Below are 11,888 nucleotides of genomic sequence, written 5' to 3' on the forward strand. Positions count from 1 at the left end.
GGTTGGGGGGGGGGGGGGGGGGGGGGGGGGGGGGGGGGTGAGGGGGGGGGGGGCAAAGAGGGACAGTGGGTAGGGTCCCACCGGTGAACCGCCCGGGGGGGGGGGGGGGCCCCGGGGACTCCCCCGCCCCCCCCCGCCTCGAGGTCATCTCTCAGGGGAGTCAACTGATGTACGACTACGACCTGCTGGTCGTGGGTTCGGCCAACGCGGACCTGGTGATCGGCGTCGAGCGGCGGCCGGCCGCGGGCGAGACGGTGCTCGGCGGCGACCTGGCCGTGCACCCGGGCGGCAAGGGCGCCAACCAGGCCGTCGCGGCGGCCCGCCTCACGGCGCGTACGGCCCTGCTGGCGCGGGTCGGCGACGACGGCCACGGCCGGCTGCTGCTGGACTCCCTGCGCGCGGCCGGGGTGGACACGGCGGGCGTGCTGGTGGGCGGTGCCCCGACGGGCGTGGCGCTGATCACCGTGGACCCGGACGGGGACAACAGCATCGTGGTGTCGCCGGGCGCCAACGCGCGGCTGCGGCCCGAGGACGTACGGGATGCCGACGGCCTGATCCGGGCGTCGCGGGTGGTGTCGGCGCAGCTGGAGATCCCGTTGGAGACGGTCGTGGAGGTGGTGCGGAGCCTGGCGCCGGGCAGCCGGTTCGTGCTGAACCCGTCCCCGCCGCGCGAGCTGCCCGCCGAGGTGCTGGCCGCCTGCGATCCGCTGATCGTCAACGAGCACGAGGCCCGGGTGATCCTCGGGGACACGCGGGCCGGCGACGACCCCGCCGACTGGGCGCGGCTGCTGCTGGCCGAGGGGCCGCGCTCGGTGGTGGTCACGCTGGGCGCGCGGGGCGCGCTGGTGTGCGACGGCTCGGGGACGGCCCTGGTGCCGTCGGTGAAGGTGGACGCGGTGGACACGACCGGCGCGGGCGACGCGTTCACCGCCGCGCTGGCCTGGCGGCTGGGCGCGGGCGCGACCCTCGCGGAGGCGGCGGCCTACGCGGCCCGGGTGGGCGCGGCGGCCGTGACGCGGCGGGGCGCGCAGGAGTCGTACCCGACGGCGGCGGAAGTCGAGGCGCCGGGTGGTGACGTCCGGTGAAGAAGGCGGGGATCCTGAACCGGCACCTGGCCGGGGCGCTGGCCGAACTCGGGCACGGTCACGGGGTGCTGGTGTGTGACGCCGGGATGCCGATACCCGAGGGACCCCGGGTGGTGGACCTGGCGTTCCGGGCCGGGGTGCCGTCCTTCGCCGACGTCCTGGACGGCCTGCTCGCCGAGTTGGTGGTCGAGGGCGCGACGGCGGCGGAAGAGGTCCGGGAGGCCAATCCGGCGGCGACGGCCCTGCTCACCGGCCGCTTCCCCGACCTGGCCTACGTCCCGCACGAGCGCCTGAAGGACCTCTCGTCCGGCGCCCGGCTGATCGTCCGTACGGGCGAGGCCCGCCCGTACGCGAACGTCCTGCTGCGCTGCGGGGTGTTCTTCTAGCCGCCCGGCAGCCGCGATCCCCTGCTCTCCGCGACCCGTTTGACCTCCCGCAGGGACGCGGTGAGCTGCCGGGCGAGGTAGTGCAGTTCCCGGTCCGTCAGGCGGTGCGCGGTGAGGAGTTCGGCCGCGTGGTCGATCAGCTCGCCGGCCATCCCGAGCTGCACGCTCTCGACCTGGTCCGCGAGCCGGGACACATAGCCCGTGCCGTCGCCCAGCACATAGCAGGGCTTGCCCTCCTCACCGGTCCACGGGAGCAGGCGCCCGTTCGCCGGCGGGTCGTCGTACGTCCGCTCGTTCATGCGTAGGTCTCCACCAGGGCGAGGTACGGGCGGACGAGCGGGCTGTCCTCACCGCGCAGGGGAGCCTCGCCCCTGCGGTACGCCGTGGGTCCGCCGACGTACGGGCACGAGTACGGGGACACGTCCGGGTACGGCGGGGATGCGACCGGCCTGCGGCGCCGACGCGACGGCCTGACCAACCGGGCCAGGAGACGGGTCATACCGACCTGCTTTCTCACCTGCGGTGACTGCGGTGTGTGCTGATTTCCTCACAGACTGGGGTCGGTTGTGGCTACGCTGCCAGGGGCGGGGGGTTGACATTGCGCCTGTCACCAAGGGAGTTGGCCGGATGAGCATCGTCCGCAGGCCGAAGACGCCGCGCGAGAAGTACGGGGAGGAACTGAGGCTGCGCCGCATCGCGGCCGGGCTCACCCAGGAGCAACTGAGCGAGACCGTGGTCTGCTCGCCGACGCTGATCAGCCACTGGGAGGCGGGGAGGAGGCTCCCCAAGCCGGATGACGCCCGGCGGATCGACCAGGCGCTGGGGACGGATGGGTTTTTCGAAAGGTGGCTGGAGGATTTGGAAAGCCAGTTCTTCGCCCCTCGCTTCGCTGCCGCCCGCGAACTGGAGCAATACGCGTCACTGATCCAGTTGTTCGCGCTCACACTCGTTCCCGGGCTGCTTCAGACACCGGAGTACGCGCGGGCCGTGTTCACCGCCTATCACCCCAACTACACAGATGAGGATCTTGACAGGGAAGTTGTCATTCGAACAAGTCGTGCCAAGATTCTGGAGGGACCGTCGGCCCCTGTCATCTGGGCGCTGCTCGACGAGGCCGTGCTGCGTCGCCCGGTGGGTGGTCCTCACACCATGGCGGAACAACTGCACAAGATCGGCAATATGGCCGAGGCACGGCGGATCCGGCTGCATGTCCTTCCATACCGGGTCGGCGCGCACTCACTCATGACGAGCCTGCTCACTCTGATGAGCTTCGATGACTCCGCTCCAGTGGCGTACGTCGACGCGTTCGAAACCGGGCGACTGATCGACGATCCGTCGGTGGTGAGTGCCTGCCAGACGTCCTACGCTCTGGCGCTGAGTGACGCCTTGTCGCAACAGGAGTCACTGGCCCTCGTCAGAGCCGCAGCGAAGGAACATGCACATGGTCAGCAGTGAGCGCACGGTCTCGGACTCGTCCAGCCTTACCGGTTGGTACAAGTCCAGCTACAGCGACGGCAGCCAATCGGAATGCCTCGAAGTCGCCCGCGGCCACGCCGACGTACCCGTGCGCGACAGCAAGAACCTCACCGGCCCCGCCGTCCTCTTCTCCGCGGACGGCTGGGCCTCGTTCGTGTCCGCCGTCAAGGAAGGGCGGTTGGGCTGACGTCAGGACGCCGGGCCCGCCAGGTAATCCCCGTGCTCCAGGTCCTGGAGCAGTGTCGGGTGGGTGGGCGACCAGCCGAGCAGTTCCCGCGTGTGCGCGCTGGAGACGGGGCCGTCGAAGCCGTAGGCGGTGGCCATGAACGGGCTCACGAAGTGGCCGGCGGCCTCGGCCGGGGTCAGTGAGACCGTGGGCAGGTCCAGGCCCCGCGCGATCGTCTCCGCGATGCTCTTCAGGGTGACACCGCTTTCGGCCACTCCATGCAGCACGCTGCCCACGGGCGCCTCCTCCAGTGCGAGGCGGAACAGGACCGCCGCGTCGAGGCGGTGCACGGCAGGCCATCGGTTGGTGCCGTCGCCGACGTAGGCCGACACGCCGGCCCTCCGGGCGGTGGCGATGAGCATGGGGATGAACCCGTGGTCCTCGGGGCCGTGGACGGTGGGAGCGAGGCGGACCACGCTCGCGCGCACGCCTCGGGCGGCGAAGTCCAGGCACGCTCGTTCACCGGCGATGCGGAAGGCGGCGATCCCCGCCGGGTCGGGCTCGTCCTTCTCGGTGGCCTCCCGGCCTGCGGGCATGACCAGGGTGCCCGAGGTGACGACGAACGGCTTGCCCGAGTGTTCCAGCGGGCGGCCGAGCGTCTCGATCGCGGTGCGGTCGCGCCGCATCATGTCGTCGAGGTCGGAGAAGTCACCGCCGTAGGCCATGTGCAGGACGGCGTCGGCGGCCGCGGCGCCGCTGTGCAGACTGCCGAGGTCGTCCAGGGAGCCACGGTGCGGTGTGGCTCCCAGTGATTCCAGGCGGGCGGCGGCGGCGTCCGAGCGCGCCAGACCGGTGACCGAGTGGCCGGCCGCGACGAGTTCGGCGACGACCGCCGGACCGGTCTGGCCGGTACCACCGGTGACGAAGACATGCATGACACGCTCCCACTTAACGCCAGTGACTGACACTACCTACCGCTGGACTCTAGGTAGCGTCAGTGACTGACGTCAAGAAGCGCCAGTCACTGACGTTTCCGATATCCTTGAGGAATGCCACGGAGCGGAGCAGAAGCGCGCCGCCGCCTTCAGCAGGCGGCCCTGGAGCTGTACGAGGAACGGGGGTTCGACCGGACCACCACGGCCGAGATCGCCGCCCGGGCCGGCGTCAACGAGCGCACGTTCTTCCGGCACTTCCCGGACAAGCGCGAGGTGCTCTTCGACGGGGAAGCCGACCTCCGTGCCGCGCTGACGCACGAGGTCGCGGACGCCCCCGACGGCCTGCGACCGCTCGACGTGCTGCTCCGCGCCTTCCGGAGGGCCGGACGGATCCTGGAGGACAACCGCCCATTCGCCGAACCACGGCTGAAGATCATCGCGGTGACACCGGCCCTGCGCGAACGCGACTTGGCCAAGGCCGCGTCGCTCACCGAAGCGCTGGCGGAGGCGCTGCGACAGCGCGGAGTCCCCGGCCGGCCGGCCGCGCTGGCGGCCCACACCGGCTGGGCCGCCTTCCACCAGGCGGCCCAGTCCTGGATCGACGACCCCTCCCAGAGCCTGGACGCACATCTCGTCCAAGCCTTCGCCGACCTGCACACCCTCTCCGCGACCGCCCCACAGGAGCGAGCCTGACCACCGTCAGGACGGGGCGGTCGCCGAGCTGAACGCCTCTGTCACCGCGCGGGTGTACGCCTTGAGTGTCCGGGGTCTCAGCGGGGCCAGGTACGTGACCATGCGGCCCAGTTGCTCCGGGTCCGCCAGGCGGGGCAGTTGCCTCTCCTGTACGGCATGGGTGAGGAGTTGCTCCAGCAGGACCACCTGGGTCAGGTCGTACAGGCCGGGGTGCATGCCGAACCGGAGGACGTAATCCTCGTACGGGTGGCGCAGGGTCATGTGCAGATAGCCGAAGGCGTGGCCTTTCCAGGGGCCCGGCACGACGTTGCGCAGGCCCGTCCCGTGGTCTCTGCGCGGGTACTTCGAGCCGAGGGTGACGCGCATGCCCAGCATGACCCTGGACCACGGGATCAGCAGGCCCCCGGTGTCCCGTTCGTGCTGGTGGAGTCCCTCCTGGCGGAACTCCACCCACGTGCCGTCCGGCCGCCGGGTGTCACCCAGGACCCAGCGGCCGTCGATCCGCTCCAGCGGACCCAGCGTGTCAGTCATGCCCCTTATCAGATCACATGTGCGAGGAAACGTTCGGCGGTTTCGGCCAGTACCTCCCGCCCGTCCCGCGCCCACAACTCCTCGTTGAACAGCTCGACTTCGATGGGGCCCGTGTAACCGGCCGCCTCCACGTGGCCCTTCCACTCGCGCATGTCGATCGCGCCGTCGCCGATCTGGCCCCGGCCGTTGAGGACGCCCTCGGGCAGGGGGGTGGTCCAGTCGGCGAGCTGGAAGGTGTGGATGCGGCCCGCCGCGCCCGCGCGGGCGATCTGGGCGGGGGCCTGGTCGTCCCACCAGATGTGGTACGTGTCCACGGTGACGCCCACCTGGTCCGCCGGGAAGCGTTCGGCCAGGTCCAGGGCCTGGGCGAGCGTGGAGACCACGCAGCGGTCGGCCGCGTACATGGGGTGCAGGGGCTCGATGGCGAGGCGTACGCCGCGTTCCGCCGCGTAGGGCGCGAGGACGGCCAGGGCGTCGGCGATGCGTTCGCGGGCGCCGTGCAGGTCCTTGCTGAACAGCGGGAGGCCGCCGGAGACCAGGACCAGGGTGTCCGTGCCGAGCGCGGCGGCCTCCTCGATGGCCGCGTGGTTGTCGCCCAGCGCCTCGGCCCGCTCGACGGGGTCGGTGGCCGTGAGGAAGCCGCCCCGGCACAGGGTGGTCACCGTCAGGCCCGCGTCGCGGACCAGCTTGGCGGCCGCCTCCACGCCGTACGCCTGGACCGGCTCCCGCCACAGGCCCACCTGGGTGATGCCCAGGCGGGCGCAGGCGTCGACCAGTTCGGGCAGCGACAGTTGCCGCACGGTCATCTGGTTGACGGAGAAGCGGGCGAGACCGGGGTTCATCGGGTCACTCCGTACAGCGACAGCAGGGTCCTCATGCGTTCCTCGGCCAGTTTGGGGTCGGGGAACAGGCCCAGAGTGTCGGCGAGTTCGTAGGCGCGTGCCAGGTGCGGGAGGGAGCGGGCCGACTGGAGGCCGCCGACCATCGCGAAGTGGTCCTGGTGACCCGCGAGCCAGGCGAGGAGGACCACGCCCGTCTTGTAGAAGCGGGTCGGGGGCTGGAAGAGGTGCCGGGACAGCTCCACCGTGGGGTCGAGGAGGGCACGGAAGCCCGGCACGTCGCCCGTGTCCAGGACCCGTACCGCCCGCGCCGCCAGCGGGCCCAGCGGGTCGAAGACGCCGAGCAGGGCGTGGCTGAAGCCCTGCTCGTCGCCCGCGATCAGCTCCGGGTAGTGGAAGTCGTCGCCGGTGTAGCAGCGCACGCCCTGCGGGAGCCGGCGCCTGAGGTCGACCTCGCGGCCGGCGTCCAGCAGGGAGATCTTCACGCCGTCGACCTTGTCCGGGTGGGCGGCGACGACCTCCAGGAAGGTGCCGGTGGCCGCGTCCAGGTCGGTCGAGCCCCAGTAGCCCTCAAGGGCCGGGTCGAACATCGGGCCCAGCCAGTGCAGGATCACCGGCTCGGCGGCCTGGCGCAGCAGATGGCCGTAGATCTCCAGGTAGTCCTCGGGGCCGCGGGCGGTGGCGGCCAGGGCGCGGGAGGCCATGACGATGGCCTGGGCGCCGGCCTCCTCGACCACGGCGAGCTGTTCCTCGTAGGCCGCGCGGACCTCGGCGAGGGTGCCGGCGGCGAGCTGGTCGGTGCCGACGCCGCAGGCGATCCGGCCGCCCACGGCGCGTGCCTCGGCCGCGCTGCGCCGGATCAGTTCGGCCGCGCCCGCCCAGTCCAGTCCCATGCCGCGCTGGGCGGTGTCCATCGCCTCGGCGACGCCGAGCCCGTGGGACCACAGGTGGCGGCGGAAGGCGAGGGTGGCGTCCCAGTCGACGGCGGCGGGCGAGTCGGGCGTGACGTCGGCGAAGGGGTCGGCGACGACATGGGCCGCCGAGAAGACCGTACGGGAGGTGAAGGGCGTGCCGGGGGTGAAGGCGAGCGGCTCGGTGCGGGGCTCGTACGCCCGCAGGGTGCCGTCGGCGGCGGGGAGGCGGAGGGTCACAGCGAGATCTCCGGGACGTCGATGCGGCGGCCCTCGGCGGAGGACCTCAGGCCCAGTTCGGCGAGCTGGACGCCGCGGGCGCCGGCCAGCAGGTCCCAGTGGTAGGGGGCGTCGGCGTAGACGTGCTTGAGGAACAGCTCCCACTGGGCCTTGAAGCCGTTGTCGAACTCGCCGTTGTCGGGGACCTCCTGCCACTGGTCGCGGAAGACCTCGGTGGCGGGGACGTCCGGGTTCCACACCGGCTTGGGGGTGGCGCTGCGGTGCTGGACGCGGCAGGTGCGCAGCCCGGCCACGGCGGAGCCCTCCGTGCCGTCGACCTGGAACTCCACCAGTTCGTCGCGGTGGACGCGCACGGCCCAGGAGGAGTTGATCTGGGCGACGGCGCCGCCCTCCAGCTCGAAGACGCCGTAGGCGGCGTCGTCGGCGGTGGCGTCGTAGGGCTTGCCCTGCTCGTCCCAGCGCTGCGGGATGTGGGTGGTGGCCAGCGCCTGCACGGACTTCACCCGGCCGAACAGCTCGTGCAGCACGTACTCCCAGTGCGGGAACATGTCGACGACGATGCCGCCGCCGTCCTCGGCGCGGTAGTTCCAGGAGGGGCGCTGGGCGACCTGCCAGTCGCCCTCGAAGACCCAGTAGCCGAACTCGCCGCGCACGGAGAGGATGCGGCCGAAGAAGCCGCCGTCGATGAGCCGCTTCAGCTTCAGCAGGCCCGGCAGGAAGATCTTGTCCTGGACGACGCCGTGCCGTACGCCCTTGTCGTGGGCGAGGCGGGCCAGCCCGAGGGCGCCGTCCAGGCCGGTGGCGGTGGGCTTCTCGGTGTAGATGTGCTTCCCGGCCGCGATCGCCTTGGCGATGGCCTCCTCGCGGGCGGAGGTGACCTGGGAGTCGAAGTAGATGTCGACGGACGGGTCGGCGAGGACGGCGTCCAGGTCGGTGGAGACGTGGTCGAGGCCGTGGCGGTCGGCGATCTCCCGCAGGGCGTGCTCACGGCGGCCGAGCAGGATCGGCTCGGGCCACAGCACGGTGCCGTCGCCGAGGTCGAGGCCGCCCTGGTCGCGCAGGGCGAGGATGGACCGGACGAGGTGCTGGCGGTAGCCCATGCGCCCGGTCACGCCGTTCATGGCGATTCGCACCGTCTTGCGTGTCACGTGAGTCCCTTTCGTGGGCCGGTGTAGCAAGCGCTTTCTATTGGGTGAGAAGCTAGCCTCTGGACGTGGTCTGTACAAGACCGTGTTCCCCGCCGAGTTGTTCGAGCGGGCGAACAACTCGGGTGCCGGGGCCTTAAGGTCAGGTCGGAACCAGGACACCGTCCTGGCTGTCCACGAGGGCGTACGACACGACGCGTGACCGGAGGACGACGAGATGACCGTGACCCTGGCGGACGTGGCGGCCCGCGCCCAGGTCTCCCCCGCGACGGTGTCGCGCGTGCTGAACGGCAACTACCCGGTCGCCGCCGCCACCCGGGAACGGGTGCTGCGGGCGGTGGACGAACTGGACTACGTCCTCAACGGCCCGGCCAGCGCGCTCGCCGCGGCCACCTCCGACCTGGTCGGCATCCTCGTCAACGACATCGCCGACCCCTTCTTCGGGATCATGGCGAGCGCGATCCAGGGCGAGATCGGCGGGCCCGGCGGGCGCGCGGGCGGGGAGCGGCTGGCGGTCGTCTGCAACACCGGGGGGTCGGCCGAGCGGGAGCTGACCTATCTGACGCTGCTCCAGCGGCAGCGGGCGGCGGCCGTGGTGCTGACCGGCGGGGCCGTGGAGGACGTGCCGCACGCGGCGGCGGTGGCGGCGAAGCTGCGCAAGCTCGCGGACGCCGGGACGCGGGTGGTGCTGTGCGGGCGGCCCCCGGCGCCGGACACCGACGCCATCGCGCTCACCTTCGACAACCGGGGCGGCGCCCGCGCGCTGACCGCCCACCTCCTCGGCCTCGGCCACCGCCGGCTGGGCTACATCGCCGGGCCCGGGGACCGGACGACCACCCGGCACCGCCTGGAGGGCCACCGCGCCGCGCTCGCGGCGGCCGGCGCCGAGGACGACCCGCGCCGGACGGTGTACGGCCGCTACGACCGGCGGTCCGGCTACGAGGCCACGCTGGAGCTGCTGCGCCGCGATCCGTCCCTGACGGGGATCGTGGCCGCGAACGACTCGGTCGCCCTCGGCGCGTGCGCCGCGCTGCGCGAGTCCGGGCTGCGCATCCCCGGGGACGTCTCGGTCGCCGGCTTCGACGACCTCCCCTTCAGCCTCGACGCGGTCCCCTCCCTGACCACGGTCCGCCTGCCCCTGTCGGAGGCGGGCGCGAGGGCGGGCCGCATCGCCATGGGCCGCGAGGAGCCCCCGCCGGGCGGTATCGCCTCGATACGCGGGGAGTTGATGGTGCGGGGGTCCACGGGCGCGCCCCGGACGTCCTGAGGGCGGTGCATGACACCGGTGGGCAGCGGGTACGCGACGACCTCATGAAGCTGGCGTTCTCCACCCTCGGTGTCCCCGGGCTGCCCCTCCCGGACGTTCTCTCGCTCGCGACCGCGCACGGGTACCACGGCGTCGAGTTGCGGGCCCATCCCGAGGAACCGGTGCATCCGGGACTCGGTCCCGCCGAGCGCGCGGAGGCCGCCGCGCTGTTCCGGGGTGCCGGGGTGGAGGTGGTGGGGCTGGCCGGGTACGCCCGGGTGGCCGCGCCGGGCGAGGACGGGCCCGTGCTGGCGGAGATCCGGGAGCTGCTGGGGCTGGCGCACGACCTGGGGGCGCCCTTCGTGCGCGTCTTCCCGGGCGCCGACGCCGACCGGCCCCGGGAGGAGTCCGACGCGATCGCCGCGCGGCGGCTCGGCGCCGCCGCCGAGGACGCCGCCGCGCTCGGCGTGCGGATCCTGCTGGAGACCCACGACTCGCACCGCACCGGCGCCGACGCGATCCGGATCCTCGGCCCGGTCGGGCACCGGCACGTGGGCGCGCTGTGGGACGTGCTGCACACCTGGCGGGGCGGTGAGCAGCCGGCCGACAGCCACGCGGCCCTCGCCCCGCACCTCGGCTACGTCCAGGTCAAGGACGTCGCCTCGGCCGAGGACACCGCCCCGCTGCCGCTCGGCGCCGGGGTGCTGCCGCTCGCCGAGTGCGTGGAGGTGCTGTCCCGGCGGGACTGGGACGGCTGGCTGTGCTGGGAGTACGAGAAGCGCTGGCACGAGTCGGCCGCGCCGCTGGAGGAGCTGCTCGGCGACGGGCGGGAGCACCTGGCGCGGCTGCTGGGGGAGGCCGCCTGAGCGGGGATATCCGCTGGCGGGCACCGGGGGGTGCGGCTAGCCTCCCCCGGTGACACCGCTGCCGGGGCCGTGCGCCCGCCTCCGCTCATGAGCCTCGCCCGCTCCCTCGTCGACATACGGCCGCTGCGCACCTCGCCCGTCTTCCGGCGGCTGCTGATCGGGCGGTCCGTGTCCGTGCTCGGCGGGTTCATGACCATGGTGACGGTCATGTACCAGGTGTGGGACCAGACATACAGCACCGCCTGGACCGGCGCCGTGGGACTCGCCCAGGCGCTGCCGCTGGCCGGGTTCGGGCTGTTCGCCGGGGCGTGGGCGGACCGGGCCGACCGGCGGCGGGTGTACCTCGCGGCCACCGTGGGCCAGGCGGTCTGCTCCCTCGCGCTCGCCGTGCAGGGCTTCACCGGGCACGTGCCGGTGGCCGGGGTGCTGCTGCTGGTCGCCGCGCAGTCCGCGTGCGGCGCGCTCGGCGCTCCGGCCGCCGGGGTGTTCCTGCCCCGGCTGCTGCCCAGGGAGCAGGTGGCCGCCGGGCTCGCGCTGCAACAGGTCACCTGGCAGTCGATGATGCTGATCGGGCCCGCGCTGGCCGGGGTGCTGCTCGGCTGGTTCGGCATGGGCGTCTGCTATCTGCTGGACGCCCTGAGCTTCGGCCTCGCCTTCTACGGCGCCTTCGGGCTGCCCCCGCTGCCGCCCGAGGGGGCGCCCGCCCGGCCGGGGCTGCGCGGCGCGCTGGACGGGCTGCGGTTCCTGGCCGGGCACCGGGTGGTGCGCGGTGCGCTGATCACCGACCTGGCCGCCACCGTGCTGTCGTTCCCGGGCAGCCTCTTCCCGCTGGTCAACGCCGAACGGTTCGGCGACGACCCGCGCACCCTCGGGCTGTTCCTGTCGGCGCTGGCGGTCGGCGGCATCGCGGCGGCCGGACTGTCCGGCTCTTTGACCCGGCTCGCCCGGCCGGGCCCGGTGATGCTGTGCGCGTCCGCCACCTGGGGCGCGTCCCTGGTCCTGTTCGGCCTGTCCACCAACCCCTGGCTGGGCCTGGCGCTGCTGGTGCTGGCCGGGGCGGCGGACGCCACGGCGGTGGTCTCCCGGTCCACGATCGTGCAGACCCGCACCCCGGACGCGCTGCTCGGCCGGGTCACCGCGGCGGAGCAGATCGTCGGCCAGGCGGGCCCGAACCTCGGCAACGTACGCGGCGGCCTGCTCGCCGGCTGGACCTCCGGCACCACCGCGCTGGTGACCGGCGGGGTGCTGTGCGTGCTGGCGGTCGCCGGGGTCGCCGCGGCCACCCCCGAACTGCGCGACCGCGAAGAGCCCGCGGCGGAACCGGCCGTACCGTGAGCGGTCCGGTGCCGGCGCCCGTGCGCGAGCGGCG

15 protein-coding genes are annotated in these 11,888 nt (G+C 73.1%); 8 read left to right on the forward strand and 7 right to left on the reverse strand.

Translation table 11 applies throughout. The features are described 5' to 3' along the window. Positions 1–167: 167 nt before the first annotated feature. Both ACZ4W9_RS07610 and rbsD read left to right on the forward strand, forming a co-directional pair. Complete coding sequence (locus ACZ4W9_RS07610; protein WP_467933876.1) at positions 168–1,085, forward strand: ribokinase; 918 nt, start codon at positions 168–170, stop codon at positions 1,083–1,085. Continuing rightward, on the forward strand, positions 1,082–1,471 hold the full coding sequence (gene rbsD / locus ACZ4W9_RS07615; protein WP_467933877.1) for a D-ribose pyranase: 390 nt from the start codon (positions 1,082–1,084) through the stop codon (positions 1,469–1,471). The genes ACZ4W9_RS07610 and rbsD overlap by 4 nt, the downstream gene beginning before the upstream one ends. On the opposite strand, the gene ACZ4W9_RS07620 is transcribed toward rbsD, so the two are convergent. Together ACZ4W9_RS07620 and ACZ4W9_RS07625 are read right to left on the reverse strand one after the other, a co-directional pair. Next, positions 1,468–1,770: a hypothetical protein gene (locus tag ACZ4W9_RS07620; protein ID WP_467933879.1), complete on the reverse strand. Its 303-nt coding sequence runs from the start codon at positions 1,768–1,770 to the stop codon at positions 1,468–1,470. The genes rbsD and ACZ4W9_RS07620 overlap by 4 nt on opposite strands. Further along, entirely contained in the window at positions 1,767–1,970 is a 204-nt protein-coding gene (locus ACZ4W9_RS07625) for a hypothetical protein (RefSeq protein ID WP_467933880.1), read from the reverse strand. The genes ACZ4W9_RS07620 and ACZ4W9_RS07625 overlap by 4 nt, the downstream gene beginning before the upstream one ends. A gap of 128 nt (positions 1,971–2,098) precedes the next feature. Between ACZ4W9_RS07625 and ACZ4W9_RS07630 the strand changes: the two genes are divergently transcribed. Together ACZ4W9_RS07630 and ACZ4W9_RS07635 are read left to right on the forward strand one after the other, a co-directional pair. Then, positions 2,099–2,926, forward strand: a complete 828-nt coding sequence (locus ACZ4W9_RS07630; RefSeq protein WP_467933881.1) for a helix-turn-helix domain-containing protein — start codon at positions 2,099–2,101, stop codon at positions 2,924–2,926. Then, complete coding sequence (locus ACZ4W9_RS07635) at positions 2,913–3,134, forward strand: DUF397 domain-containing protein (protein WP_467933882.1); 222 nt, start codon at positions 2,913–2,915, stop codon at positions 3,132–3,134. Before ACZ4W9_RS07630 ends, ACZ4W9_RS07635 begins: the two co-directional genes overlap by 14 nt. Positions 3,135–3,136: 2 nt before the next feature. On the opposite strand, the gene ACZ4W9_RS07640 is transcribed toward ACZ4W9_RS07635, so the two are convergent. Then, complete coding sequence (locus ACZ4W9_RS07640; RefSeq protein WP_467933884.1) at positions 3,137–4,048, reverse strand: SDR family oxidoreductase; 912 nt, start codon at positions 4,046–4,048, stop codon at positions 3,137–3,139. A 114-nt stretch (positions 4,049–4,162) separates the two neighbouring features. On the opposite strand from ACZ4W9_RS07640, the gene ACZ4W9_RS07645 reads away from it, so the two are divergent. Further along, positions 4,163–4,741 carry a TetR family transcriptional regulator gene (locus tag ACZ4W9_RS07645; RefSeq protein WP_467933885.1) on the forward strand — a complete coding sequence of 193 codons (579 nt, stop codon included), beginning with the start codon at positions 4,163–4,165 and terminating at the stop codon, positions 4,739–4,741. A gap of 6 nt (positions 4,742–4,747) precedes the next feature. Here ACZ4W9_RS07645 and ACZ4W9_RS07650 read toward each other — a convergent pair whose 3' ends face one another. Genes ACZ4W9_RS07650 through ACZ4W9_RS07665 form a run of 4 tightly spaced genes read right to left on the reverse strand, consistent with a single transcriptional unit; the run spans position 4,748 to position 8,410 of the window. Further along, the gene (locus tag ACZ4W9_RS07650; protein WP_467933887.1) at positions 4,748–5,272 is read right to left on the reverse strand and encodes a hypothetical protein; all 525 of its coding nucleotides are present in this window, start codon (positions 5,270–5,272) and stop codon (positions 4,748–4,750) included. Positions 5,273–5,280: 8 nt separating this feature from the next. Then, complete coding sequence (locus ACZ4W9_RS07655; RefSeq protein ID WP_467933888.1) at positions 5,281–6,114, reverse strand: sugar phosphate isomerase/epimerase family protein; 834 nt, start codon at positions 6,112–6,114, stop codon at positions 5,281–5,283. Further along, complete coding sequence (locus tag ACZ4W9_RS07660) at positions 6,111–7,262, reverse strand: dihydrodipicolinate synthase family protein (RefSeq protein ID WP_467933890.1); 1,152 nt, start codon at positions 7,260–7,262, stop codon at positions 6,111–6,113. Before ACZ4W9_RS07660 ends, ACZ4W9_RS07655 begins: the two co-directional genes overlap by 4 nt. Beyond that, positions 7,259–8,410: a Gfo/Idh/MocA family protein gene (locus ACZ4W9_RS07665; RefSeq protein WP_467933892.1), complete on the reverse strand. Its 1,152-nt coding sequence runs from the start codon at positions 8,408–8,410 to the stop codon at positions 7,259–7,261. Before ACZ4W9_RS07665 ends, ACZ4W9_RS07660 begins: the two co-directional genes overlap by 4 nt. 214 nt (positions 8,411–8,624) lie before the next feature. Between ACZ4W9_RS07665 and ACZ4W9_RS07670 the strand changes: the two genes are divergently transcribed. The 3 genes from ACZ4W9_RS07670 (at position 8,625) to ACZ4W9_RS07680 (ending at position 11,854) form a co-directional block, all read left to right on the forward strand. After that, the gene (locus tag ACZ4W9_RS07670) at positions 8,625–9,674 is read left to right on the forward strand and encodes a LacI family DNA-binding transcriptional regulator (RefSeq protein WP_467933894.1); all 1,050 of its coding nucleotides are present in this window, start codon (positions 8,625–8,627) and stop codon (positions 9,672–9,674) included. 44 nt (positions 9,675–9,718) lie between these two features. Then, entirely contained in the window at positions 9,719–10,519 is an 801-nt protein-coding gene (locus ACZ4W9_RS07675) for a sugar phosphate isomerase/epimerase family protein (RefSeq protein WP_467933951.1), read from the forward strand. Between the two features lie 87 nt (positions 10,520–10,606). Continuing rightward, positions 10,607–11,854 (forward strand): MFS transporter, encoded by a 1,248-nt coding sequence (locus ACZ4W9_RS07680; RefSeq protein WP_467933895.1) that lies wholly within the window; start codon positions 10,607–10,609, stop codon positions 11,852–11,854. Positions 11,855–11,888 lie beyond the last annotated feature (34 nt).

The sequence above is a fragment of the Streptomyces sp. NPDC029296 genome (assembly GCF_055569255.1).

Excerpts from the sequence above, each read along its gene's own strand:
- ACZ4W9_RS07680 (WP_467933895.1), top strand. The coding sequence starts at position 10,607 with ATGAGCCTCGCCCGCTCCCTCGTCGACATACGGCCGCTGCGCACCTCG.
- ACZ4W9_RS07675 (WP_467933951.1), top strand. The coding sequence starts at position 9,719 with ATGAAGCTGGCGTTCTCCACCCTCGGTGTCCCCGGGCTGCCCCTCCCG.
- ACZ4W9_RS07670 (WP_467933894.1), top strand. The coding sequence starts at position 8,625 with ATGACCGTGACCCTGGCGGACGTGGCGGCCCGCGCCCAGGTCTCCCCC.
- ACZ4W9_RS07625 (WP_467933880.1), bottom strand. The coding sequence starts at position 1,970 with ATGACCCGTCTCCTGGCCCGGTTGGTCAGGCCGTCGCGTCGGCGCCGC.
- ACZ4W9_RS07645 (WP_467933885.1), top strand. The coding sequence starts at position 4,163 with ATGCCACGGAGCGGAGCAGAAGCGCGCCGCCGCCTTCAGCAGGCGGCC.
- ACZ4W9_RS07650 (WP_467933887.1), bottom strand. The coding sequence starts at position 5,272 with ATGACTGACACGCTGGGTCCGCTGGAGCGGATCGACGGCCGCTGGGTC.
- ACZ4W9_RS07610 (WP_467933876.1), top strand. The coding sequence starts at position 168 with ATGTACGACTACGACCTGCTGGTCGTGGGTTCGGCCAACGCGGACCTG.
- ACZ4W9_RS07640 (WP_467933884.1), bottom strand. The coding sequence starts at position 4,048 with ATGCATGTCTTCGTCACCGGTGGTACCGGCCAGACCGGTCCGGCGGTC.
- ACZ4W9_RS07635 (WP_467933882.1), top strand. The coding sequence starts at position 2,913 with ATGGTCAGCAGTGAGCGCACGGTCTCGGACTCGTCCAGCCTTACCGGT.
- ACZ4W9_RS07630 (WP_467933881.1), top strand. The coding sequence starts at position 2,099 with ATGAGCATCGTCCGCAGGCCGAAGACGCCGCGCGAGAAGTACGGGGAG.
- ACZ4W9_RS07655 (WP_467933888.1), bottom strand. The coding sequence starts at position 6,114 with ATGAACCCCGGTCTCGCCCGCTTCTCCGTCAACCAGATGACCGTGCGG.
- ACZ4W9_RS07620 (WP_467933879.1), bottom strand. The coding sequence starts at position 1,770 with ATGAACGAGCGGACGTACGACGACCCGCCGGCGAACGGGCGCCTGCTC.